This is a genomic window from Burkholderia sp. IO2 (assembly GCF_029522185.1).
GTDB lineage: Bacteria > Pseudomonadota > Gammaproteobacteria > Burkholderiales > Burkholderiaceae > Burkholderia > Burkholderia cenocepacia.
Map to the genome: position 1 here is coordinate 125356 of NZ_JAKWFH010000002.1, position 22286 is coordinate 147641.

Annotated in this window: 22 protein-coding genes; 15 read left to right on the top strand and 7 right to left on the bottom strand. The window is 68.9% G+C overall.

What is annotated here, in order from left to right; translation table 11 throughout:
- Nucleotides 1-35: 35 nt before the first annotated feature.
- The gene (locus tag MMB92_RS01830; RefSeq protein ID WP_059722432.1) at nucleotides 36-1025 is read left to right on the top strand and encodes a PDR/VanB family oxidoreductase; all 990 of its coding nucleotides are present in this window, start codon (nucleotides 36-38) and stop codon (nucleotides 1023-1025) included.
- 126 nt (nucleotides 1026-1151) lie between these two features.
- Here the strand turns inward: MMB92_RS01830 and MMB92_RS01835 are convergent, their stop codons facing one another.
- Nucleotides 1152-2069, bottom strand: a complete 918-nt coding sequence (locus tag MMB92_RS01835; RefSeq protein WP_034203393.1) for a LysR family transcriptional regulator — start codon at nucleotides 2067-2069, stop codon at nucleotides 1152-1154.
- Between the two features lie 140 nt (nucleotides 2070-2209).
- Here MMB92_RS01835 and MMB92_RS01840 point away from each other — a divergent pair, with 140 nt between their 5' ends.
- The 3 genes from MMB92_RS01840 to MMB92_RS01850 all read left to right on the top strand — a co-directional run bounded on the left by MMB92_RS01840 (nucleotide 2210) and on the right by MMB92_RS01850 (nucleotide 4560).
- A complete protein-coding gene (locus MMB92_RS01840) occupies nucleotides 2210-3493 on the top strand; it encodes an aromatic ring-hydroxylating dioxygenase subunit alpha (protein WP_060212748.1) in 1284 nt (427 codons plus the stop codon).
- Nucleotides 3490-3993, top strand: coding sequence for an aromatic-ring-hydroxylating dioxygenase subunit beta (locus MMB92_RS01845; RefSeq protein ID WP_006495639.1), 504 nt, complete (start codon nucleotides 3490-3492; stop codon nucleotides 3991-3993). Before MMB92_RS01840 ends, MMB92_RS01845 begins: the two co-directional genes overlap by 4 nt.
- Nucleotides 3994-4173: 180 nt before the next feature.
- Nucleotides 4174-4560, top strand: a complete 387-nt coding sequence (locus MMB92_RS01850) for a 2-hydroxymuconate tautomerase family protein (RefSeq protein ID WP_059722431.1) — start codon at nucleotides 4174-4176, stop codon at nucleotides 4558-4560.
- A 44-nt stretch (nucleotides 4561-4604) separates the two neighbouring features.
- On the opposite strand, the gene MMB92_RS01855 is transcribed toward MMB92_RS01850, so the two are convergent.
- Complete coding sequence (locus MMB92_RS01855) at nucleotides 4605-6158, bottom strand: PAS domain-containing sensor histidine kinase (RefSeq protein ID WP_124633550.1); 1554 nt, start codon at nucleotides 6156-6158, stop codon at nucleotides 4605-4607.
- 150 nt (nucleotides 6159-6308) lie between these two features.
- Here MMB92_RS01855 and MMB92_RS01860 point away from each other — a divergent pair, with 150 nt between their 5' ends.
- The 5 genes from MMB92_RS01860 to MMB92_RS01880 all read left to right on the top strand — a co-directional run bounded on the left by MMB92_RS01860 (nucleotide 6309) and on the right by MMB92_RS01880 (nucleotide 10471).
- Nucleotides 6309-7502, top strand: coding sequence for an acyl-CoA dehydrogenase family protein (locus tag MMB92_RS01860; RefSeq protein ID WP_006490498.1), 1194 nt, complete (start codon nucleotides 6309-6311; stop codon nucleotides 7500-7502).
- Nucleotides 7503-7604: 102 nt separating this feature from the next.
- Nucleotides 7605-7982 carry a hypothetical protein gene (locus MMB92_RS01865; RefSeq protein ID WP_006490490.1) on the top strand — a complete coding sequence of 126 codons (378 nt, stop codon included), beginning with the start codon at nucleotides 7605-7607 and terminating at the stop codon, nucleotides 7980-7982.
- 8 nt (nucleotides 7983-7990) lie between these two features.
- Complete coding sequence (locus tag MMB92_RS01870) at nucleotides 7991-8512, top strand: nuclear transport factor 2 family protein (RefSeq protein WP_006495644.1); 522 nt, start codon at nucleotides 7991-7993, stop codon at nucleotides 8510-8512.
- 31 nt (nucleotides 8513-8543) lie between these two features.
- Complete coding sequence (locus MMB92_RS01875) at nucleotides 8544-9668, top strand: amidase (RefSeq protein WP_077191043.1); 1125 nt, start codon at nucleotides 8544-8546, stop codon at nucleotides 9666-9668.
- Nucleotides 9669-9727: 59 nt separating this feature from the next.
- Nucleotides 9728-10471 (top strand): SDR family NAD(P)-dependent oxidoreductase, encoded by a 744-nt coding sequence (locus MMB92_RS01880; protein WP_205670655.1) that lies wholly within the window; start codon nucleotides 9728-9730, stop codon nucleotides 10469-10471.
- Nucleotides 10472-10483: 12 nt separating this feature from the next.
- Here the strand turns inward: MMB92_RS01880 and MMB92_RS01885 are convergent, their stop codons facing one another.
- Nucleotides 10484-11116: a response regulator gene (locus MMB92_RS01885; RefSeq protein WP_006479687.1), complete on the bottom strand. Its 633-nt coding sequence runs from the start codon at nucleotides 11114-11116 to the stop codon at nucleotides 10484-10486.
- Nucleotides 11117-11470: 354 nt separating this feature from the next.
- On the opposite strand from MMB92_RS01885, the gene hpaC reads away from it, so the two are divergent.
- Nucleotides 11471-12016, top strand: a complete 546-nt coding sequence (hpaC, locus tag MMB92_RS01890) for a 4-hydroxyphenylacetate 3-monooxygenase, reductase component (protein ID WP_006490502.1) — start codon at nucleotides 11471-11473, stop codon at nucleotides 12014-12016.
- An 11-nt stretch (nucleotides 12017-12027) separates the two neighbouring features.
- Here hpaC and MMB92_RS01895 read toward each other — a convergent pair whose 3' ends face one another.
- Together MMB92_RS01895 and MMB92_RS01900 are read right to left on the bottom strand one after the other, a co-directional pair.
- On the bottom strand, nucleotides 12028-13281 hold the full coding sequence (locus MMB92_RS01895) for a YbfB/YjiJ family MFS transporter (protein ID WP_048988367.1): 1254 nt from the start codon (nucleotides 13279-13281) through the stop codon (nucleotides 12028-12030).
- 121 nt (nucleotides 13282-13402) lie between these two features.
- Nucleotides 13403-13951 (bottom strand): alpha/beta hydrolase, encoded by a 549-nt coding sequence (locus MMB92_RS01900; RefSeq protein ID WP_277562478.1) that lies wholly within the window; start codon nucleotides 13949-13951, stop codon nucleotides 13403-13405.
- Between the two features lie 115 nt (nucleotides 13952-14066).
- On the opposite strand from MMB92_RS01900, the gene MMB92_RS01905 reads away from it, so the two are divergent.
- The 3 genes from MMB92_RS01905 to MMB92_RS01915 all read left to right on the top strand — a co-directional run bounded on the left by MMB92_RS01905 (nucleotide 14067) and on the right by MMB92_RS01915 (nucleotide 16071).
- Nucleotides 14067-14522, top strand: coding sequence for an Lrp/AsnC family transcriptional regulator (locus MMB92_RS01905; RefSeq protein WP_277562479.1), 456 nt, complete (start codon nucleotides 14067-14069; stop codon nucleotides 14520-14522).
- A 414-nt stretch (nucleotides 14523-14936) separates the two neighbouring features.
- Nucleotides 14937-15059 carry a hypothetical protein gene (locus MMB92_RS01910; RefSeq protein WP_006479692.1) on the top strand — a complete coding sequence of 41 codons (123 nt, stop codon included), beginning with the start codon at nucleotides 14937-14939 and terminating at the stop codon, nucleotides 15057-15059.
- Between the two features lie 58 nt (nucleotides 15060-15117).
- Nucleotides 15118-16071 carry a hypothetical protein gene (locus tag MMB92_RS01915; protein ID WP_006490492.1) on the top strand — a complete coding sequence of 318 codons (954 nt, stop codon included), beginning with the start codon at nucleotides 15118-15120 and terminating at the stop codon, nucleotides 16069-16071.
- A 17-nt stretch (nucleotides 16072-16088) separates the two neighbouring features.
- On the opposite strand, the gene MMB92_RS01920 is transcribed toward MMB92_RS01915, so the two are convergent.
- Both MMB92_RS01920 and MMB92_RS01925 read right to left on the bottom strand, forming a co-directional pair.
- Nucleotides 16089-16598: an N-acetyltransferase gene (locus MMB92_RS01920; RefSeq protein ID WP_058902752.1), complete on the bottom strand. Its 510-nt coding sequence runs from the start codon at nucleotides 16596-16598 to the stop codon at nucleotides 16089-16091.
- 64 nt (nucleotides 16599-16662) lie between these two features.
- Nucleotides 16663-17694 carry an AraC family transcriptional regulator gene (locus tag MMB92_RS01925; protein ID WP_006495651.1) on the bottom strand — a complete coding sequence of 344 codons (1032 nt, stop codon included), beginning with the start codon at nucleotides 17692-17694 and terminating at the stop codon, nucleotides 16663-16665.
- A gap of 263 nt (nucleotides 17695-17957) precedes the next feature.
- Here MMB92_RS01925 and MMB92_RS01930 point away from each other — a divergent pair, with 263 nt between their 5' ends.
- The gene (locus tag MMB92_RS01930) at nucleotides 17958-19676 is read left to right on the top strand and encodes a GMC family oxidoreductase N-terminal domain-containing protein (protein WP_034202747.1); all 1719 of its coding nucleotides are present in this window, start codon (nucleotides 17958-17960) and stop codon (nucleotides 19674-19676) included.
- Nucleotides 19663-22113 (top strand): alpha/beta hydrolase fold domain-containing protein, encoded by a 2451-nt coding sequence (locus MMB92_RS01935; protein WP_277562480.1) that lies wholly within the window; start codon nucleotides 19663-19665, stop codon nucleotides 22111-22113. The genes MMB92_RS01930 and MMB92_RS01935 overlap by 14 nt, the downstream gene beginning before the upstream one ends.
- Nucleotides 22114-22286: the final 173 nt, after the last annotated feature.

The window sequence follows — 22286 nt, forward strand, 5'->3', positions numbered from 1 at the left end:
GCCGCGCCGCTTTCCTCTATCCCACGGAATTTCCCATGCAAGCGAACCGTCACCAGGTCCGGATCGACGCGCTGATCGACGCGGCGCAGGACATCCGCTGTTTCCGGGTCTCGCGCGTCGACGGCCAGCCGTTCGACGCGTACGAACCGGGCGCCCATATCGACGTCACCGCGCCGTCCGGCATCACGCGGCAATACTCGCTGTGCGGCAACCCCGACGAGCGCGGCAGCTACCTGTTCGCGGTGAAGAAGGAAGCGCGGTCGCGCGGCGGCTCGCGTTCGCTGCACGACGACGTGAGCGTCGGCGCCGAGTTGTCGATCGGCACGCCGCGCAACCTGTTTCGTCTGACCGATGACGCGAGCGAGCACGTGCTCGTCGCGGCCGGCATCGGCATCACGCCGCTGCTGTCGATGGCGTATGCGCTGCACAAGCGCGGCGCGCGTTATCGACTGCACTATTTCGCGCGCAGCCGCGACCATGCCGCCTTCGTCGACGAACTGTCGGCCGGGCCGTTCGCGGCGCACGTGACATTCCATTACGGCGTCGAGCCCGATGCGCTCGCGGCCGAACTCGGCCGTTGCATGGAATCGATCGACCCTACGGCGCACGTCTATACGTGCGGCCCCGGGCCGTTCATGGATGCCGTCGTCGCGGCCGCGGCCACGCGAATCCCGGAAGACGCGATTCATCTCGAACGCTTCGCGGCGGAACCCGTCGCCGCGGATGCGGGCAATGCCGAAGCCGGTTCGAGCCTGGCCGACGGCTTCGAAGTGCGCCTGCACCGCAGCGGCCAGTCGGTGCGCGTCGCCCCCGATACGTCGATCGTCGACGCACTCGCGACGATCGGCATCGAGGTCGACACGTCATGCGGCGAAGGCGTGTGCGGCACCTGCATGGTGCCCGTCATCGACGGCGAGCCCGATCATCGCGACCACTGCCTGAGCAAGGCCGAGCGCGTGAGCAATACGGTGATCTGCTGCTGCGTGTCGCGCGCACGTTCCGCCGTGCTGGTGCTCGATCTCTGACACGTCGGGCGCGCCGACATGCCGCGGCGCCGATCCAGCGACGGGCCGATGCACCGGTGCGCTGGAAGCCGATGCAGGCCGACGCCGGCGCGCCCCATCGGCCGCTCATCGCGCACCACCCGAGCGTCACTCGTCGAAGCGCTCGACGATCTCGGCGAGCAGCGCACGCATCCACGCGTTGCCTTCGTCCTCGTGGAAATGCTCGTGCCAGTGCATCGTCACCGGCGCGGGCGGCAACGTGACCGGCAGCTCATACAGACGAAATGCGTTGTCGCGGTTCAGGATCTGCGCGAGCCGCTTCGGCAGCGTCGCATACAGATCGGTGACCGACAGCACGCTCGGCAGCGCGACGAAGTGCGGCACCTCGAGCGCGATGTTGCGGCCCACGCCCTGCGCGCGCAACGCGTCGTCGAGCGCGTGGTGGCTGTGCTCGACCGATTTCACGTTGACGTGCGCGGCGCGCACGAACTGGTCGAGGCTCAGCGCGGCAGCCGCCGGCAGCCCGCGCCGGCGCCCCGTCATGCACACGTAGGTTTCCTCGAACAGCAACTGGTGGCGCGTGCGCGGCATCAGCTCCGGCAGGTTGCCGATCGCGAAATCGAGCCGGCTCGCGCGCAGCGCCTCCTCGATCTCCTCCACCGGCAGCGGCTGCACGCTGAGCGTCACGCGCGGCGCGCGCTCGCGCAGCGCCTGGCAGATCGCCGGCAGGTACGCCATCTCGCCCGCATCCGACAGCGACAGCCGGAACGTGCGCGTGCTGGCGGCCGGATCGAAGCGCTCCGCATAGCGCAGCGCGACGCGGACCATGTCGAGCGCCTTGCCGACGATGCCGGCGAGTTCCAGCGCGACCGGCGTCGGCTGCATGCCCAAACGCGTCCGCACGAACAGCGGATCGTCGAACAGCGTGCGCAGCCGGCCGAGCGAATAGCTGACGGCCGGCTGCGACAGCGCGAGCCGCTCGCCGGCCTTCGTCAGGCTGCGTTCCTCGACGATCGCCTGGAAAACGCGCAACAGGTTCAGATCGAGATGATCGACCGACGTCATCGTGACCTCCATCATTTGCCGTATTTATTTGATCATCGATTTTAGATCAATTTGACCGATATGTAGCAGAAGACGAGACTGGTCCCTGGACGCTGCGCACGGCGCGGCCCGATTTTCGCGACTCTTTCCCCACGACGACGATGAGCGACATTGCCTACCAGACGATCGACACCCGCGCGTTGCATGGTCTCGCGCAGCCCGACCGCATCGCGCCCGCGATGTATCACGATCCCGCGCTGTTCGAAGCCGAACTCGACCGCATCTTCTACCGCACCTGGATCTGGGTCGCGCACGCCAGCGAACTGCCGAACCCGGGCGACTTCATCACGACGACGATCGGCCGCCAGCCGGTGATCGTCGTGCGCGACAAGACCGGCGAGATCAACGTGCTGCAGAACCGCTGCCGCCATCGCGGCGCGACCGTGTGCGAATCGCACAAGGGCAACGCGAAGGGCTTCACGTGCCCGTATCACAGCTGGTCGTACGCGCTCGACGGCACGCTGCGCGCGCTGCCGTACGGCGACGGCTACGAAGGCGTGTGCGACAAAGGCGACCTGCCGCTCGTGAAGCTGCGCGTCGGCGTGTACCAGGGGCTGATCTTCGCGAGCTTCAACGATGCGATCGAACCGCTCGAGGATTTCCTCGGCGGCGCGAAGCCGTGGATCGACCTGTTCATGAAACAGGGCGCCGGCTACCCGATCAAGGCGAACGGCGAACACAAGTTCAAGTTCAAGGGCAACTGGAAGATCCAGCTCGAGAACACCACCGACCTCTATCACTTCCCGGTCGTGCACAAGTCGTGGATGAAGTCGATCGACGACGAGACGGCCGCCGCGATCACGAGCTTCATGACGAGCGAGCACGCGTTCTGCCGCGGGCTCGGCAACGGCCACAGCCTCGCGGTGCTGATGCCGGAGTTGATCGATCTCGACGAGGACGACGGCGCGCCGCTGCCCGAGCGTTTCGCGCCGCTCGCCGCGAAGCTCGCCGAGCGCCATGCGCCGGACGAAGTGCGCCGCATCGTGCGCTCGCTGATGGGCGTCGGCTTCAACCTGAACCTGTTCCCGAACCTGGCGCTGTCGATGGCGTTCTTCCGCGTGCTGCGGCCGATCTCCGCGAACGAAACGGAGATCCGCCACGTCGCGCTCGCGATGGACGGCGGCCCCGACGAAGCGAACCGCGAGCGGCTGCGCATCCACGAGCACTTCCAGGGCCCGTTCGGCTTCGGCAGCCCCGACGACGCGGAAGCCTGGGAGCGCGTGCAGCGCGGCGCGCACGCGGGCCCCGACGTACCGATCCTCGTGAATCGCGGGCTGAACCGGGAGACGACCGCCGCGAACGGCGAAAAGACCGCGCATGCGACCGACGAAACCGGCATGCGCGAGGCCTACCAGCAATGGCGCAAGATGATGGAGCAACAATGATGGACGACCGCAACGCCCTCTTTTCCGAGCAGACCTTCGCCCGCGCGGTCGAATTCGTGTGGCGCGAAGCCGAGATGCTCGACCGCCGCGACTACCGCGCGTGGCTCGACCTGTGGGACCGGTCCGGGCACTACGTGGTGCCGATCGATCCCGACACGACCGATTTCGCGGCGACGCTGAACTACGTGTTCGACGACCAGGACATGCGCGAGAAGCGCGTGCAGCGGATGGTGTCCGGCTATTCGGCGTCGGCGACCGACGCGGCGCGCACGGTGCGCACCGTGTCGCGCTTCACGCTGGAGAGCGGCAGCGCCGATACCGTCGAGCTGAAATCGGCGCAGGTCGTCGTCGCGTACAAGCGCGGCGTCGCGACGCTGTTCGCGGCCGACGTCACGCACAAGCTGCACGTCGATGCCGACGGCGAGATGCGGATCGCGGAGAAAGTCGTGCGCTTGATCGACTCGACCGAAGCGCTGAGCGCCATCGGCTTCCTGCTGTAAGCCCTGACCGGTTCAACGTCGCCAACGCAATGGTGAACCGGGCACCTTCACCTGTGAGCGGCTGCCGGTTCGCCGCCGCCAACGCAAAGGTGAGCCGGTCACCTTCACCTTTGCGCGGCCCACCGGTTCGCCATCGCCTGCGCAACGGTGAGCCGGTCACCTTCACCTTTCCGGACGACCATGCCCACACTCGAAGTTTTCCTGCCGGCCGGCCACGATGCCGCGCGCAAGGCCGAACTGATCGCCAGGCTGACCGGTGCGACCGTCGACGCGATCGGCGCACCGATCGAATCGGTGCGCGTGTTGCTCACCGAACTGCCGGCGACGCATATCGGCCTCGGCGGCCGCAGCGCCGCGGACGGCGCGCCGCCGTCGCTGCCGGTGATCGTCGCGATCCTGATCGCCGGCCGCACCGACGAACAGAAGCGCGCGCTGATCGCCGCGCTGTCCGACGCGGGCGCGAACGTGCTCGACGCGCCGCTGCAGGCGACGCGCGTGATCATCAAGGACATTCCGAACACGGACTTCGGCATCGGCGGCCAGACCGCGCGGGCGCTGGGGCGCTGACCATGCGCCGCGCGCCGCTGCCCCGTCGTGACGCCGCGCAGCCGCTAGGCGGACGCGTCGGCGAGCGGCAGCGTCACGCGGCAGTCGAGCCCGCCGCCTGCGGCCGGACTCGCGGCGATCTGCCCGCCGTGGCGCGTGACGATGCTCTTGCACAGCGACAAGCCGATCCCGTTGCCGCCGGCCTTCGACGACGAGAAGCCGTCGAACAGCCGGTCGTGCGCGCCGGCCTCGATGCCCGGGCCATTGTCGATCGCACGCAACTCCGCGTGGCCGGCCACGTTCGCGGTGCCGAGCGTCAGCGTGCGCGGCAGCCGCTCGCAACTGGCGAATGCCTCGATCGCATTGAACGCGAGATTCAGGATCACCTGCCCGATCAGCACGCGTTCGCAGCGGATCGGCAGCGGTGCGTCGGCCTGCACGATCGCGACCGTCACGCCAGCCTCCTTCGCGCGCAGCTCGATGAAGTACGCGACGTCCGCGAGGATGTCGCGCAGGTCGGCCCGCGCGACGACCGGCTCGCGCTTCACGATGAATTCGCGCACGCTCTTGATGATCAGCGCCGCATGCTCGGCCTGCCGGTCCGCGCTGCGCAGCCCCCAGATCGCGTCGTCGACGGCGCCGTCGCCGTTCAGCCGCCGCACCGCGCCTTCGATGAAATTGCGCACGGCCGCGAGCGGCTGGCTCAACTCGTGCGCGATCACGGTCGCCATCTCGCCCATCGCGTTGTAACGGCCCGCGTATTCGAGCATGCGCGCTTCGGCGCGCCGCGCGTCCTCGATCGCGACTTCGTCGCTCACGTCGCGGAACTGCACGAGCAGCCCGTCGAGATCGTCCTCGATCTCGACCTGCCGGCACAGGATGCGCAGCCAGCATGCCGAGCCGTCGCGCCGCACGATCCGGTAGCGTTGCGGTGCGGACGGGTGCGCCGACGGTGCGTCGCGCAACTGCGCGACGAGCCGGTCGCGATCGGTCGAGGAGCAGTAGTCGAGCACCGCGCCGAGCGGCTCGTCGGGTGCGAGCCCGAGCACGCGGCGGCCCGACTCGCTGATGAACTGCACGCCGCCGTGCGGCGTCACGACCGCGATGCCTTCGTCGAGATCCTGCATGAACTCGCGCAGCCGCGCCTCGTAGCGGCGCAACTGCTGGCGGACCGCCTCCTCCGCGCTGATGTCGCGGAACTGCACCATCACGACGTCGCGCCCGCGCAGCGGCACGTAGGTCGCGGTGGCCTCGGACAGCATGTCGACGCCGGTACGCGAGCGATAGCACCACTCGTACACCTGCGGCCCGTCGACGAGCGCGCGATCCCATGCGCTCACCGCGATCTCGCGGCGGTACTTCGGCTCGGGACGCGTCATGTCCGGCGCCTTCAGCGGCAGCAGTTCCTCGACCGAAAAGCCGAGCGCGATGCACGCGGCGCGATTCGCCCACACGATTGCCCTGGTGTGCGCGTCGTGCAGCAGCACGCAGGTCGTCAGCGCGTCGAGCAGCCGGTGGAAATCGTCTTCGTCGGGAAAACTCATGATCGGATTCGGAAGAAGGCGCGCGGCGTCGCGCGGCCGGAAACCCAACATAGCACCGGCGCGCGCCGATCGCATCTGAAGATTTCTTTAGGCCGGCACGGAGCGTCACCAGTCGCGCGGCCCAACGCACCAATTGCTGCGTGTTTTCGGCGTTTCTAGACTGGTTGCATCGTCTGGCTCCCCGCAACCGACACAGAAATCGCCCCCCATCCCCAGGAGACAACCATGCCGCAAGCCGCCCTCGCCATCGAATCCGCGCCGACCTCGCCGCCCGCGGCCTCTCCCGCGGCCGGGCAGTTGTCGGCGCTCGACGCGGTGCTCGAAACGGTCGCCGCGCGCCGCGAGGAATTCGACCGGCTGTCGCACGTGCCGCGCGACGTGATCGCGCTGTTCAAGCAGGCCGGCATCTATCGCGCGGGCACGCCGCGCCGCTTCGGCGGCGATGCGCTCGCGCCGACCGCGTTCCTCGACATGATCGAACGGATCGCGACCGCCGACGGTTCGGCCGCGTGGGTCGCGAGCTTCGGCTCCGCGAACGTCTACCTCGCCGCGCTGCCGCTCGAGACCCAGGCCGAGCTGTACGCGGGCGGCCCCGACCAGGTGTTCGCGGGCGGCCTGTTCCCGGTGCAGCCCGCGCAGGACGCGCCGGGCGGCTGGCGCGTGAACGGCACGTGGAAATTCGCGAGCGGCTGCAAGGGCGCCGACTGGCTCGGCGTCGGCATCGCCGTGCCGGGTGTGCAGGACGCCGCACCGAACAAGCCGCGCACGGCCGTGTTCCGCGCCGCCGAGGTCGAGATCGTCGAGAACTGGAGCGTGGTCGGCATGCAGGGCACCGGCAGCCACGACCTGCGCGTGAACGACCGCTTCGTGCCCGAGGCGTGGACCTTCGTACGCGGCGGCGAACCGACCGTCGACGAACCGCTGTACCGCTATCCGACCGTCGCGTATGCGGCGCAGGTGCTGGCCGTCGTCAACCTCGGCCTCGCGCGTGCGGCGCTCGACGTCGTGAATCGCATGTCCGGCGGCCGCCAGACGACGACCGGCGCGCCGCGTCTGGCCGATCGCGCGTATTTCCGCATCGAGCTCGCGAAGGCCGAGGCGCAACTGCGCTCGGCGCGCGCGTTCTTCTACGATGCGACCGACTCGGTGTGGCAATCGATCCTCGCGGGCAACCCGGTAACGCCCGACCAGGTCAGCCTGCTGCGGCTCGCGGCCACGCAGATCGCCCGCGAAGGCGCGAGCGTCGTCGAACGCGCGTACCGCCTCGGCGGCACGGCGGCGATCTACCGGTCGCATCCGCTGCAGCGGCTGCTGCGCGATGCGATGGTCGTCACGCAGCACGCGTTCCTCGCCGAAGGCAATTTTGACGGCGCGGGCGCGGTATTCACCGGCGTCGCACCGTTTCCCGGTTATCTGTAACCTGCATCGACCGACGCTTTTGACGAACGCGCATGAAGCCGAACCGGTCGCGCCGTCGCCGGCCGGCTCATGCGCCCGCCTGATTTCTCTGGAGAACCCGATATGTCCGATTCGAATCCGCTGCCGCTGCGCGTCCTGTTCTGCTGCGGCGTGTCGCAGAATTTCTTCGACCTGCCGCGCGAGCAGATCGGCGAAGTGTGGCAGGCGTACGGCGCGATGCTCGCGGCCGTCGAAGCGATGCCCGGCGTGCGCGTGCTCGGCGTGATGGACGACGACCGCCTCGTGGTCGGCCAGGCCGACGGCGCGCCGTGGACCTTCTACATCATGGCCGACGTCGCCGATTTCGACACGACGGTCGCCGTGTGCAACCTGTACCGCACGACGCCCGTCGGCGAATACAACCTGTGGCGCTACGGCAAGATCGAGGCGCGCGTGGGCCGCGCGCTGACCGTGCCGCCGGCCGCGAAGCCCGCGGCGTGAGGCGCGCGATGACCGACCTGTCCCCTGCCGCGATCGACACGCTCGTGCAGCGCGTCGCGGCGCTCGATGCCGAGCGCGCGGTGCGTGCGACGCTCACGCGCTACATGGCGCTGTGCGACGTCCCCGCAGACGCCGGCGCCGGCCCGTCGCTCGCCGACCTGTTCACGGCCGACGCCGTGTGGGAAGGCATCGGCCTGCAATACGCGCGGAAGTTCGGCCGCCTCGAAGGCCCCGCGGCGATCGTCGCGATGCTCGGCCGCTACCTGCCGCCCGATCCGCATTTCGCGGCGAACCTGCACTTCCTGACGTCGGAGTCGATCGAGATCGGCGCCGATCGCGCCAGCGCGCGCGGCCGCTGGATCATGCTGCAGGCGTCGCGCTACGCCGACGGCTCGGCCGAACTGATCGCCGCGCGGCTGACCGTCGATTTCGCGCCGGCAGCCGACGGCGCCACCTGGCTGATCCGCCATTTCCGCACCGAACGCGTGCTCGACGGCCCGTGGCCGCTCGCCGCCGCGCCACGGTCCTGATGTTTCCCGCTGCTTTCGCACGATACCGACCATGACAGGCTTCATCGACACCTTCACGCTCGGCGGCCCCGGCCCGACGATCGCGATCAAGGACACGATCGACATCGCAGGCCACCCGACCCGCGCGGCGAGCCGCGCGCTCGCCGATGCGCCGCCCGCCGCGCAGCACGCGGACGTGGTCCGCCTGCTGCTCGACGCCGGCTGGCAGATCGCCGGCAAGGCGAACATGCACGAACTCGCGTTCGGCATGACCGGCATCAACGACTACACGGGCACGCCCGTCAATCCGCAGGATGCCACGCGCATTCCCGGCGGCTCGTCGAGCGGCTCCGCGTCGCTCGTCGGGCTCGGCGCCGTCGATGCGGCGCTCGGCACCGATACCGGCGGCTCGATTCGCGGGCCGGCCGCGTGCTGCGGCGTGGCCGGGCTGAAACCGACGTTCGGCCGCGTGTCGCGGCGCGGCGTCGCGCCCGCCGACACGACGCTCGATTGCGTCGGGCCGTTCGCACGCGAGATGCGCACGCTCGTCGCGGTGATGGCCGCGATCGCGCCGGGCTTCGATCGTGCGCAGGCGACGGCTGCCGCGGCAGGCTGCACGGTCGCGCAACTCGTCGTCGACGCCGACCCGGCGATCGCCGCCGCGCTCGATGCGGCCGTTCGCGCATCGGGCCTGCGCGCGCACACGGTCGTGCTCGACGAAATGCCGGCCTCGTTCGCGGCCGGGCTGACCGTGATCAATGCGGAAACGTCGCGCGCGTTCGGCCATCTGGTCGAAACGGGGCGGCTCGGCGCCGATCTCGATGCACGACTGCGCATGGCCGCGACGACGACACCGGCCGCGCTCGCGGAAGCCGAAGCCGTGCGCGCACGCTTCACCGCGCAGGTCGACGCCGCGCTCGAACACGCGGACGTGCTGGTGCTGCCGACGCTGCCCGCGCTGCCGATCACGCTGCAGCAGGCCCGCGACGGCGTATCGGTGATCGCGATGTCGTCGCTGATCCGGCCGTTCAACCTGAGCGGCCATCCAGCGTTGAGCCTGCCGCTACCGCTCGCCGGTTCACCGCTGAAGGCCGGCTTGCAGATCGTCGGTCGCAAAGGCGCGGACGAGCGGGTCTGCGCGATCGCGGCCCACTTCGAAGCGGCGCTCGCCGCATGAACCACGATGCGGGCGCCGCTTCCATCGGCGTGCGCCCGCGAACCACGGAATTCCACACCATGTCAGATCGAGTCGTTCTCGTCACCGGCGCCGCGCGCGGGCTCGGCGCCGTCATCGCCGAACGCTTCCATGCGGCCGGCTATCGCGTCGCGCTGGCCGACATCGCCGCCGACGCCGTTCACGCGCATGCACGCGAACTCGACCCGGGCGGCGCACGCGCGATCGCGCTGCCGCTCGACGTCACGTCCAAACGCGATTTCGAAGCGGCGCGCGATGCGCTCGTCGCGCGCTGGGGCACGGTCGACGTGCTCGTCAACAACGCAGGCGCGTCGAAGGTCGTACCGGCGATGGAGATCACCGCCGAGCAGTTCGACCAGGTGATCGACGTGAACCTGCGCAGCGTGCTGTTCGGCTGCCAGGTGTTCGGCCAGTACTTCGCGCAGCGCGGCGCGGGCCGCATCGTCAACATCGCATCGCTCGCCGGGCAGAACGGCGGCTCGGCGACGGGCGCGCACTATGCGGCCGCGAAAGGCGGCACGCTGACGCTGACGAAGGTGTTCGCACGCGATCTCGCCGCGCACGGCGTAACCGTCAACGCGATCTCGCCGGGGCCGCTCGATCTGCCGATCGTGTACGAAAGCGTCGCGCCTGAAAAACTGCGTCAGGTGCTCGCGAGCCTGCCGGGCGGCAAGCTCGGGTCGGCCGGGTTCGTCGCGGATGCCGCCGTGCTGCTCGCGTCGGGCGACGCGCATTTCGCGAACGGCGCATGCTGGGACATCAACGGCGGGCTGTACATGCGCTGAACGCGCCGGGCCTCATCGCGACGATTCGCCGTCGTCGCCCCATACGACCATCACATCGCGCACCAGCGCGGCGATCGACGTCGCGCCGAGCTTCTCCTTGATGCTCGCGCGATGCACGTCGACCGTCTTCACGCTGATCGACAGATCCGACGCGATCTGCTTGCTGCCCTTGCCGTCCACGACGCCGCGCAGCACTTCCTTCTCGCGCGCGGTCAGCGCATCGAGCCGCTGGCGCAGCTCGCGGTGGCGCTGGCTCACCGCGTGCCGCTGCTGCGCGAGCCGCAGCGCACGCTGCACGCGCTCGAGCATCTGCTGCGAGTTGTACGGCTTCTCGACGAAATCGATCGCGCCGTTCTGCAACGCACGCACCGACATCGGAATGTCGCCATGCCCGCTGACGAAGATCACCGGCAGCGTCGCGCCGCGTGCATTCAGTTCGGCCTGCACGTCGAAGCCGCTTTTCTCCGGCATCCGCACGTCGAGCACGAGGCAGGCGGGCAAGTTCACGTCGAAGCGCGCGAGAAAGTCGGCGGCGTTCGCGAATCCTTCGGATGCGATGCCGACCGATTCGAGCAGCCACGCGAGCGACGTCCGCATGCCGCTGTCGTCGTCGACGATGTATACGATCGGTGCGGGTGACGTCATCGCGGGTGTCTCGCTGAATATCGGTATCGGTATCGCACGCGCCGCGCGGCAAACCGGTGGCCGGCATGTCGCGAGCGTCGTTCGCTGGGGGTGTGCGGCACATCATAACGAGCCGAAAACCCGCTGCAAACCCCTGCACGTGCCGCACGAACGCGCAATCGCGGTTTTTTTCACACGCGGCGGCACGCATCTAGGTAGAACCTTTAGACGCGTTGGCGGCAACGCCATCCCGATCGCCAATCGTGCGAATGGTCGGCCGCATTTTCGCGACGTACGCTTGGGTCATCGTCGGCGATCCGGCGCCGCGCTCGCCGCGCTGCATCGTTCGCCGCTTTCGTCCAACCAGGAGCGCCCATGTCTTCCACGACCGATATCCAGCGACCGGCGCGCGTCGAACCGACCGACGCGCAGAAGGCCTTCCGCCAGGCGATGGCTCACCTCGGCGCGGCCGTCAACGTGATCACCACCGCCGGGCCGCACGGCCGCTGCGGGATCACCGCGAGCGCCGTATGCTCCGTCACCGACGCGCCGCCGACGCTGCTCGTGTGCCTGAACCGGTCGAGCGCGATGCACGCGACCTTCGAGCGCAACCGTCAGGTGTGCATCAACGTGCTGCCGGCCGAGCACGAACTGCTCGCGCGACACTTCGCGGGGCTCACCGACCTGCCGATGGAACAGCGTTTCCAGTTGCCCGTGTGGGATCGCGGCGAACAGGACGTGCCGGTGCTGCGCGACGCGCTCGCGAGCCTGCAGGGCACGATCGCCGAAATGAAGGAAGTCGGCTCGCATTCGGTGATGTTCATCGAGGCGACGTCGATTCGCGTGCGCGACGACGGCGACAGCCTCATCTACTTCAGCCGTGCGTTTCATCGCGTGTCGCGTACCGCCTGCGTGCGGTGACGGGCGCCTGACTACGCGGACGTGCTGCGCAGCGCGCGCTGCCCGGCCGCGAACGCGGCACCCGCGAACAGCGTCAGCGCGGAATACACGAGCCCGCGCGCGAGCCCCGCGCTGTCCGACACCCAGCCGATCGCGACCGGCCCCGCGATCTGCCCGAATGCGAAGACCGTCGTGAATGCGCTGATCCCCTTCGCCCAGCCGTCGGGCGGCAGGTTGTGCCGCACGAAGGCCGTCGTCGACGCGACCGCCGACAGGAACGTCGCGCCGAACAGCAGGCCCGACGCGAACGCGGCGGCCGGGTGCACGAATAGCGCGGGCATCAGCGTCGCGACGCCGAGCAGCGCGTTGAGCACGGCGAGCGCCTGGCCGCCGCGCATCCGGTCGAGCAGCCCCGACCACAGCCGCGCCGACACGATGGTCGCGATCCCGAGCATCACGTAGAACGCGGCGACCACCGTGCCGCTCATCCCCGCGCCGCGCAGCAGTGCGACGATGAACGTCATGTAGCCGATGTAGCCGACGCCGAACAGCCCGTAGCCGGCCAGCGCGAGCGCGAAGCGGGCCGGGCTCGCGCTCGCCGCCGGTTTCGCGCCGTCGGTCTGTCTGACCGGCGCCGCATGCGCATGCTCGATGCGGCGCGCAGCCGACACGGCCACCGCCGAGAACAGCACGCACGCCGTCGCGAGTGCGAACCACGCGGGCTGCCAGCCGTGCACGCGATGCACGAGCGTGGCCGGCACGAGCAGCGACGACGCGACGATGCCCCATCCGGTGCCGCCGTAATAGAGGCCGAGCAGCAGCCCTGCGTCGCGCGGCGACGCGGACGCGAGCCGCGCGGCCAGCACACCGCCGCTGATGAAGATCAACGCACTGCCGATACCTGTGGCCAGCCGCTGCGCCAGTAGCGCGTGCATGTCCGACGTGAGCCCGCCCGCGGCCATCAGCACGGCGGTCAGTGCGCAGCCGGCCGCGAGCAGCGTGCCCGCGCGCCAGCGCCGCGACAACAGCGGGAATGCCAGCGCGCCGATCAGGTAGCCGGCCGCGTTCGCCGTGTTCAGCGCGCCGGCCTGCGCGAAGGTCCAGCCGAGATCGGCTTTCATCGGCGGCAGCAGCAGCGCATATGAAAAGCGTGCGAGGCCGAGCGCGATCGCGCTGCCGAGCGACAGGCAGATCGCGAGTCGCCACGCGGCCATGCGGCCGGGATCGGTTGCGCCGGCGTCCGGCCGCGAGCGGCCGGCACGCTCCGGTTGCGGCACTGCGCGCATCGGGGTGTCTCCATCGTTGTTCGATTGCGGGGCTTGCGCCACCGTCGGTCGATCATACTTGAGCCGCCGTGAACCGGTGCGGTGGCGACAAAAACCCGACGGCCGGCGCAGGCACGCACGATCACGCTCGCCCGAGCCCGGCTGCAAACGCCGTCAGCAGCGCGCGTCCTTCTTGCCATTCCCCCAACCCGGAAGCCGCGTTCAGATGGCCGCGCGCGCCGAGCTGCAGCGGCGTCGCGCCCTGTTGCGTGACCCATTCGAGCGCTCGCCCGGACGGATCGTACGGATCGTCCGCGCTCGCGATCGCCAGCACCGGCACGCGCCCGAACCGGCCGCGCGGCAGCTTCGCGAACGCGGCGGCGGCCACCGGAAAACGCGGCCCTGCCGGGTCCGGCACGGCGACGAGAAACGCGCCGCGCACCGCGCGCGCCGACGCGGCATGCCAATGCGCGAACAACAGACAGCCCAGCGAATGACCAATCACGAACGGAGGCGCGCCGGCGTTCGCCACGGCCTCGTCCAGCGCCGCCGTCCAGTCGGCCAGGTCGGGCGCATCCCACGACTCAGGCGCGATGCGCGCGGCGCGGGGAAACGCGGTCTCCCAATGACTCTGCCAATGATCCGGTCCCGAATTGCCGATACCCGGCACGATCACGATCGCTTGCTCCATCACGCCCTCCATCAACGAAAGCCGGCAGTGTGACGGGGCGCCGGTCGGCATGGAATGGCAAGTCATCGGTTATTGAGACAAAATGCCGATGAATCAACGGTACCGGAGGACCGTCATGCCGGACGAAGCACTGGATCGCCTGGATCTTGCGATCCTCGAGACCCTGCAGGACAACGCGCGAACGCCGCTGTCGGAAGTGGGCCGGCGCATCGGGCTGTCGCAGCCCGCGACGTCGGAGCGCGTCAAGCGGCTCGAAGAACGCGGCATCATCGCGGGCTACGGCGCACGGATCGATCCGGCGGCGCTCGGGCTGGGCATGATGGCCATCATCCGGCTGAAGACGACTCACGAGCACATCAAACCGGCGCTGCGCACGTTTGCCGACATGCCGCATGTCATCGAAGTCCATCGCATGACCGGCGACGATTGCTTTCTGCTGAAGGTGCTGGTGCCGACACCGGGCCAGCTCGAAACGCTCATCGACGCGATTGCGCGCTTCGGCGCGGTCACGACTTCGCTGGTGCTGCGCTCCGAACCGACCAAGGCGATCGGCAAGGCGTTGCTCGGATGACGCTCGCGTGCGAACCGCGCGCGGTGCGTGACATCGCGGACCGGTTCGATCGCGGATTCGAACGCCACGCGAATGCGTATGCGGCTTTCGTCAATGACATAAAACGCAGCAATCCGGACAATTGAATTCGAATTAAAAATAGCCGAATTCATTTCGTCGATCCGGATTCCGTCCTCTAAAAAAATGATGCGTGATCTGTCGCCCGTTTTATCCGGTTTTTCCAGTATGTGAAGCGCAAACGCTGCGTGTTTAGCACGTGTCGGCTAAAAACATGGCAACGCATTGCATTCGAAAATTCGTCAGACTAATATCGACGCCACTTGTCCGGGATTCACAAAATGCCGAACGAGGAGCGGCAATTTTTTTGTCGCGCTTTCATGTTGAATCACTCATGTTCACCACAGGAGAATTGACATGCAGGAAACCCAGCAAATCGAATTGCTTGACTGGATGCAGGAAGACACGCACCCCGAGGCCGTCGACATGATGGTCGAGGACGCCGTGGTGCCGTTCGGCACCGCGCTCTGGCCGGTCTGAGCGGGCCACCCGTTCTCGCGGAAGGGCCTCGGCCCTTCCGCCGCTTCCGGAGATACGCATGCTGAACCTGCACCGCGCGCTCGGTTTTCACCCGGCGCTGCGCGCCAAGCTGGCCCGCGGCGAATCGGGAAAACTGCTGGTCGGCTATGACACCCGCAACCGCGACATCGCGTTGCGCGCCTTTTCCGCCCTGCCCGATTCGCTCGACGCGACCACCCTCTGCCTCGAAAGCACCGCGCCCGCCGACATCGCCGTCGCGCTCGACAACGCCGACCTGTTCGTGCTGCTGTACGACTCGTCGTGCCTGCCGACGCCGTCGCCGAGCGGGCCGCCGTTCCTCGCCGCGATCCGCCCCGCGATCGTCGAACACTGGAGTAAATCGGTTTTATTCAAGGATTACGGCCCGCACCTCGACGAGGCGTTCGCCGAATCGCTCGACGACATCGCCGCCCGCAACGGCCGGCTGATCGAGGCGGCCTCGCGCGCGTCGCAGATCCGCTTCATCGACGAAGCCGGCAACGCGCTGACGGGCGCGCTCGCGCCGGACCAGAAATGGACGAGCGTGGACGGCATGGGCAACCTCGACGTCGTGCCCGGCGAGATCGCGACGCACGTGACGGACCTGAACGGCACCGTCGTGTTCAGCGGCACGTTTCTCGGCACCGTGCCGTTCGCGATCAAGTACAAGGTGGCCGAGCGGCTCGCGACGCTGCATGTCGAACACAGCACGATCGTCGATTTCGACACCGACGATGCGGGCTTCCGGCGCGACTTCTCGACCTATCTGGACCGGCACGCGAATCACCGGCGGATCGAGGAATTCGGCATCGGCACGAACCTCGGCATCCGCGGCCTGTACGGCCGCAACGCGGGATTCGAGGAACGCCATCCGGGCCTGCATCTCGGCCTCGGCGGCGGCGAAAACGGCAGCCACCATCTGGACCTGATCTTCGCGCGCGGCACGCTCGCGCTCGACGAGCGGATCGTGTTCGACGGCGCGTTCGCCGTCTGACGCGGCGCGCAGGTGACTCAGGCTTCGGCGGCGGCCGCGTCGCCGAGCCACTTGAACATCACGAGGCAGTCGACGAAGCCGAGCCGCGCGTGACGGTATGCGCGCGGCAGCCGGCCGACGATCTCGAATCCCAGCTTCTGCCACAGCGCGACCGCGACCTCGTTGGTCGCGACCACCGAATTGAACTGCATCGCGAGAAAACCGTGCTCGCGCGCGACCTGCTGCGAGTGCTCGCACATCAGGCGCGCGACGCCGCGGCCGCGCGCGGCCTCGTTCACCATGTAGCCGCAGTTGCTCACGTGCTTGGCCGGCCCGGCCGCATTCGCCTTCAGGTAATACGAGCCGAGCACCACGCCGTCCTCCTCGGCGATCCACGTACAGAGCGGCGCGTCGAGCCACAGTGCGCGTGCCGCTTCGGGCGTCGACTCGGGATCGAATGCGTAGGTTTCCTGAGCAGCGACGATGGCGCGGTAGGTCGGCCAGAAACGTGCGAAATCGTCGTCGGTCATCGGGCGGATCGTGATCATGCGGGGGGTCTCGTGAGGGTGATGTCAGCAGGCAAGGCAGGCGAACGAGCGATCGTACCGCGATTCATCGCGGGTCGCCCGTTCGCCGCGCCGCGCTGCGATACGCGCCCGGCGGTACGCCGTACCAGCGCTTGAATGCCTGCGAGAAACTGGACAGATCGCTGAAACCGAGCCGCTCGGCCACCTCCGCGAGCGACAGCCGCGCATCGGCGAGCAGCGTCTCGGCCATCGCGCCGCGCGCCTGCGCGAGCAGCGCGCGAAACGTCGTGCCTTCGTCCTGAAGCCGGCGCTTGAGCGTGCGCGGGCTCGTGTTCATCAGCCGCGCCATGTCCTCGAGCGAGAACGGCGCGCTGCCCGGCGTCGCGTTCAGGTACTGGCGCACCATCTCCGACGTGCCCACGCGTGCACGCCGCGCTTCGACGAGTTGGCCGCACATCTGCTCGCACATCGACACCGTCAGCGGATTCGCATGCGGCAGCGGCCGGTCGAGAAACGCGCGATCGAACTCGAGGCTGTTCGCACGCGCCGCGAACGTCGGCTCGATACCCGCGATGCGCGGCGCGACAAGCGCCGGCGAACGCGCGGCCTGCAGCGTGAAGCGCGACAACGCGAAATCGCCGCTGGCGATTTCCTGCAGCAGCACGGCCGCGGCCGTCATGTCGCGCTCGACGAGGAACCGGCTCAGGTCGGCGTCGAGTTCCGGCGCGCCGAAGTTGAGCACGCCGGTGTCAGCGGCCTCGCGGTACGTGATGACGGTGTACGCATACGTGAGCGGCAAAAAGCGCATCGCCAGCGCGAGCGCATCGCTCCCGGTCGCGCTCGCGATCAGCCCGTAGCCCCACACGCCGTACGCGGAGAAGTGATAACGCAGCCCGACCTCGAACCCGAGGCCCTGCGCCCGGCCGAGCGCGCGCAGCAGATTGCCGGTCAGCCGCAGTTCCTGCGCGGCCGTCACCTCGACTTTCGGGTCATCGAGCTGCGCGCTCGCGAGGCCGGTGCCGGCCAGCAACGTGGCAGGCGGCACGCCGCGTTCGTCGCCGAAATCGGCCAGCAGCCGGGCGCTGGCCGGACTCCGGGTGAAATCCCAGAAGCTCATGCGGAGAAACCCTCGAAGCGCCGATTTGGCCCAAATACTAAAACAATTGTCCCCAAGCAGCATTGGTGTTTTCCCACGCGGCCCGCACCATCGGCGTCATCCGGTCGTCGCCCGAACGACGCCATCGCCCCAGGAGGAGACACCATGCGACCGAGTCGCCCGATCGATCCCGCCGCCCGCTTCGCCCACCGGCGCGCCGCCCGTCCCCGCATGCCGACGTGCATCGCGTGACCCACCGATTACCGAGGAAAGGAGACGATTCCATGAGCAGGACTTTCGACTACATCGTGGTTGGCGGCGGGTCGGGCGGCTGCGTCGTCGCGGGGCGGCTGACCGAGGACCCGGCCGTGACCGTCTGCGTGCTCGAAGCCGGCGGCCGGGGCGACGGCGCGGTCGTCAACGTGCCGACCGGCGCGGTCGCGATGATGCCCACCCGCCTGAACAACTGGGCCTTCGACACGGTGCCGCAGCCGGGGCTCGGCGGGCGCATCGGCTATCAGCCGCGCGGCAGGACGCTCGGCGGTTCGTCGGCGATCAACGCGATGGTCTATATCCGCGGCCATCGCGTCGATTACGACGGCTGGGCCGCGCTCGGCAACGAAGGCTGGGCATACGACGACGTGCTGCCGTACTTTCGCCTGAGCGAACACAACGAGCGCTTCGACGATGCGTGGCACGGCCGCGACGGCCCGCTGTGGGTCAGCGACCTGCGCACCGGCAACCCGTTTCACGCGCGCTATCTGGAAGCCGCGCGACAGGCCGGCTTGCCGCTCACCGACGATTTCAACGGCGCGCAGCAGGAAGGCATCGGGATCTACCAGGTCACGCAAAAGCACGGCGAACGATGGAGCGCGGCACGCGCGTACCTGCTGCCGCACGTCGGGCGACGCGACAACCTGACGGTCGAGACGCATGCGCAGGTGCTGCGCATCCTGTTCGACGGCACGCGCGCAACCGGCGTCGAAGTGCGGCAGCACGGCGAAATCCGCACGCTGCGCGCGCGGCGCGAAGTCGTGCTCGCGGCCGGCGCGCTGCAGACACCGCAATTGCTGATGCTGTCGGGCGTCGGCCCGGGCAGTGCACTCCAGCAGCGCGGCATCGCGGTACGGGCGGACCTGCCGGGCGTCGGCCGCAACCTGCAGGATCATCCGGATTTCATCTTCGGCTACCGCACGCGCAGCGTCGACACGATGGGCGTATCCGTCCGCGGCGGGCTGCGCATGCTGCGCGAATTCGCGCGCTTTCGCCGCGAACGGCGCGGGATGCTGACGTCGAACTTCGCGGAAGGCGGCGGCTTCCTGAAAACGCGTGCCGATCTCGCCGCACCGGACATCCAGCTGCATTTCGTCGTCGCGCTCGTCGACGACCATGCGCGCAAGCCGCATGCCGGTCACGGGCTGTCGTGCCACGTCTGCCTGCTGCGGCCGCGCAGCCGCGGCTCGGTCACGCTGAACGGCACCGATCCGCTCGCGGCGCCGCGCATCGATCCCGCATTCTTCGACGATCCGCGCGATCTCGACGACATGGTCGCGGGCTTCCGCCTCACGCGTCGCCTGATGGACGCACCGGCACTCGCCAGCTGGACCACGCGCGACCTGTTCACCGCGAACGTGACGACCGACGACGAGATTCGCGACGTGCTGCGGCGGCGCACCGACACCGTCTATCACCCGGTTGGCACCTGCCGGATGGGACGCGACGCGCTCGCCGTCGTCGATCCGCAACTGCGCGTGCATGGCGTGCAAGGGCTGCGCATCGTCGATGCATCGGTGATGCCGACGCTCATCGGCGGCAACACCAATGCGCCGACGATCATGATCGCCGAGAAGGCCGTCGACCTGATGCGCGGCGTATGCCGCGTAGCGGTAGAGCCGCATGCCGAAGCAATCGTCAGGACAGCGACGGATTTCGACGCTACCCTTGCACCCCACGCCGCGCACGATACCGCCCAGCCCGAGGAAACCCGCCATGCCGTCGCCTGATCCTTCCCGTTCCGCCCGCGCCGCCACGCCGCTTGCCGCGATCATCATCGGCGCCGGCTTTGCCGGCGTCGGCATGGCGGTCGCGCTGCAACGCGCCGGCATTCACGATTTCGTGATCGTCGAACGCTCGCACGACGTCGGCGGCGTGTGGCGCGACAACCGCTATCCGGGCGCCGCGTGCGACGTGCCTTCGCACTTGTACTCGTTCTCGTTCGAGCCCAATCCGGCGTGGTCGCGCGTGTTCGCGCCGCAGCCTGAAATTCATGCGTACCTGCAACACTGCGCGCGCAAGTACGGCCTCGCGCGATATCTGCGCTTCGGCGCCGAAGTCGAACACGCACGCTACGACGAAGCCGGCGCGCTGTGGCACGTCACGCTGCGCGACGGCACGACGCTGAGCGCCGCGCTGCTCGTCAGCGGCACCGGCCAGCTGAGCCGCCCCGCCATGCCGGACCTGCCCGGCATCGACACGTTTCGCGGCCGTGCGTTTCACTCCGCACACTGGGATCACGATTACGCACTCGCCGGCAAACGTGTCGCCGTGGTCGGCACCGGCGCATCGGCGATCCAGTTCGTTCCGGCGATCGCCGGCGACGTGCGGCGCCTGACCGTGTTCCAGCGCTCGCCGGCCTATGTGATGCCGCGCCCCGACCGCGCGTATCGCCCGTGGGAAAAGGCGCTGTTTCGCCGGCTGCCGGCGGCGATGAAACTGCATCGCGCATCGATCTACCTGCACTACGAAGCGCGTGCGATCGCGTTCACGCGCCTGCACGGGTTGATGAAGGTCGCGGTCGGCCGGCCGTTTCGCAAGCTGCTCGCGCGCGACGTGCCGGACCCCGCGCTGCGCGCACGGCTCACGCCCGACTATCCGGTCGGCTGCAAGCGCATCCTGTTGTCGAGCGACTATCTCGCCGCGATGAGCCGCGACCATGTCGAGCTCGTCACGCAGCCGATCCGGCGCGTGACCGAGGACGGGATCGAAACCGCCGACGGCGTGCATCATCCCGTCGACGCGATCGTCTACGGCACCGGGTTCGCGGCGACCGAGTTCCTGTCGCCGATGCGCATCACGGGCCGCGGCGGCCTCGAACTGAACGATGCGTGGCGACGCGGCGCGCAGGCGTATCTCGGGCTCACCGTGCCCGGCTTTCCGAACTTCTTCATGCTGTACGGCCCGAACACCAACCTCGGTCACAACTCGATCGTCTACATGCTCGAAAGCCAGATCGCGCACGTGATGCGCTGCGTGCATGCGATGCGTCGCGACGGCGCGCGCGAGATCGACGTCGACGCGCGCCGCTACCGGCGTTTCAACGTGCACGTGCAGCAGCGGCTCGCAGGGTCGGTATGGAGCAATTGCAAGAGCTGGTACGTCGATGCGTCGGGACACAACAGCACGAACTGGCCGGGCTTCACGCTGACCTACCGGTGGATCACGCGCTTCACCGGCATGTCCGCGTACCGCTTGTCGCAACCGCTGCCCGCGGCGGCCGCGCCGCTGCACGGCACGATGGTCGCGCCGCCCGCCGGCAGACTCGAAGCCTTCACGGCCGCTTCGTTGCGCGGATTCCTGCGCGTCGCGTTCCGGCCGCTGATCGGGCCGCCGTTCGGCGCGCGCATGCAGCGCCGCGTCGTCACGCTGCTGTCGCCGCTGATGCCCGGCGCGGGCGGCACGCTGCGCTACCGCACGTCGGCGCAACGCGTGCCCGTCGAAGTCGTCGCGCCGAAGCGTGGCGATACGGGTGGCGCGATCCTCTATCTGCACGGCGGCGCGTTTTGTCTCGGCGGGCCGCATACGCATCGCGGCGTGACGACGCGCCTCGCGAACGACGCGGGCCTGCCGGTGTGGGTGCCCGATTACCGGCTCGCGCCCGAGCATCCGAGCCCGGCCGCGCTCGACGATGCACTGGCCGCCTACGATGCGATGCGCACGCAGGGCTATGCGCCGCACCGGATCGTGATCGCCGGCGACTCCGCCGGCGGCGCGCTGGCGCTGGCGCTCGCCATCGCGCTGCGCGAGCGCGGCGAGCCGGCTGCCGCCGCGCTGCTACTGATCTCGCCCGTGACCGACCCGGCGCTCGGCGGCGCGACGCTGGCCTCGCGCCGCCACGACGATCCGATGATCCGGCGCGGCTGGCTCGAACAGGGCCTGCGCTGGTATCACGGCACGGGGTCCGCCGCGGCGCGCGGCCCGCTCGACACCGACCTGCGCGGCTTGCCGCCGATGCTGATCCAGGCCGGCGACCAGGAAGTGCTGCTGTCCGATGCGCAGCGGCTCGCGGAGCATGCGCATGCGTGCGGCGTGCCGTGCCGGCTGGAGATTCATGCGGCGCGCTGGCACGTGTTTCATCTGCAGGCGTTTTATCTGCGCTCGGCGCGGGACGCGTTGCGTACGTTGGCGGGGTTTGCAGCGAAACGTGTCGCCTCGCCGGCATGACGATGAAGCGGCGACGTACGACGCTCGGCGCCGGCCCGAGCGTCGCACCCGCTTGCAACGAAGCGACACCGACTTGCGAAAACCGGCCGTTTATTTTTTTCCGCCGCATGCGGCCGTCATGATTTCCCGCAAACCCCGGTGCGTCACCGGGGCGAGCAACCACCCCACCCTGG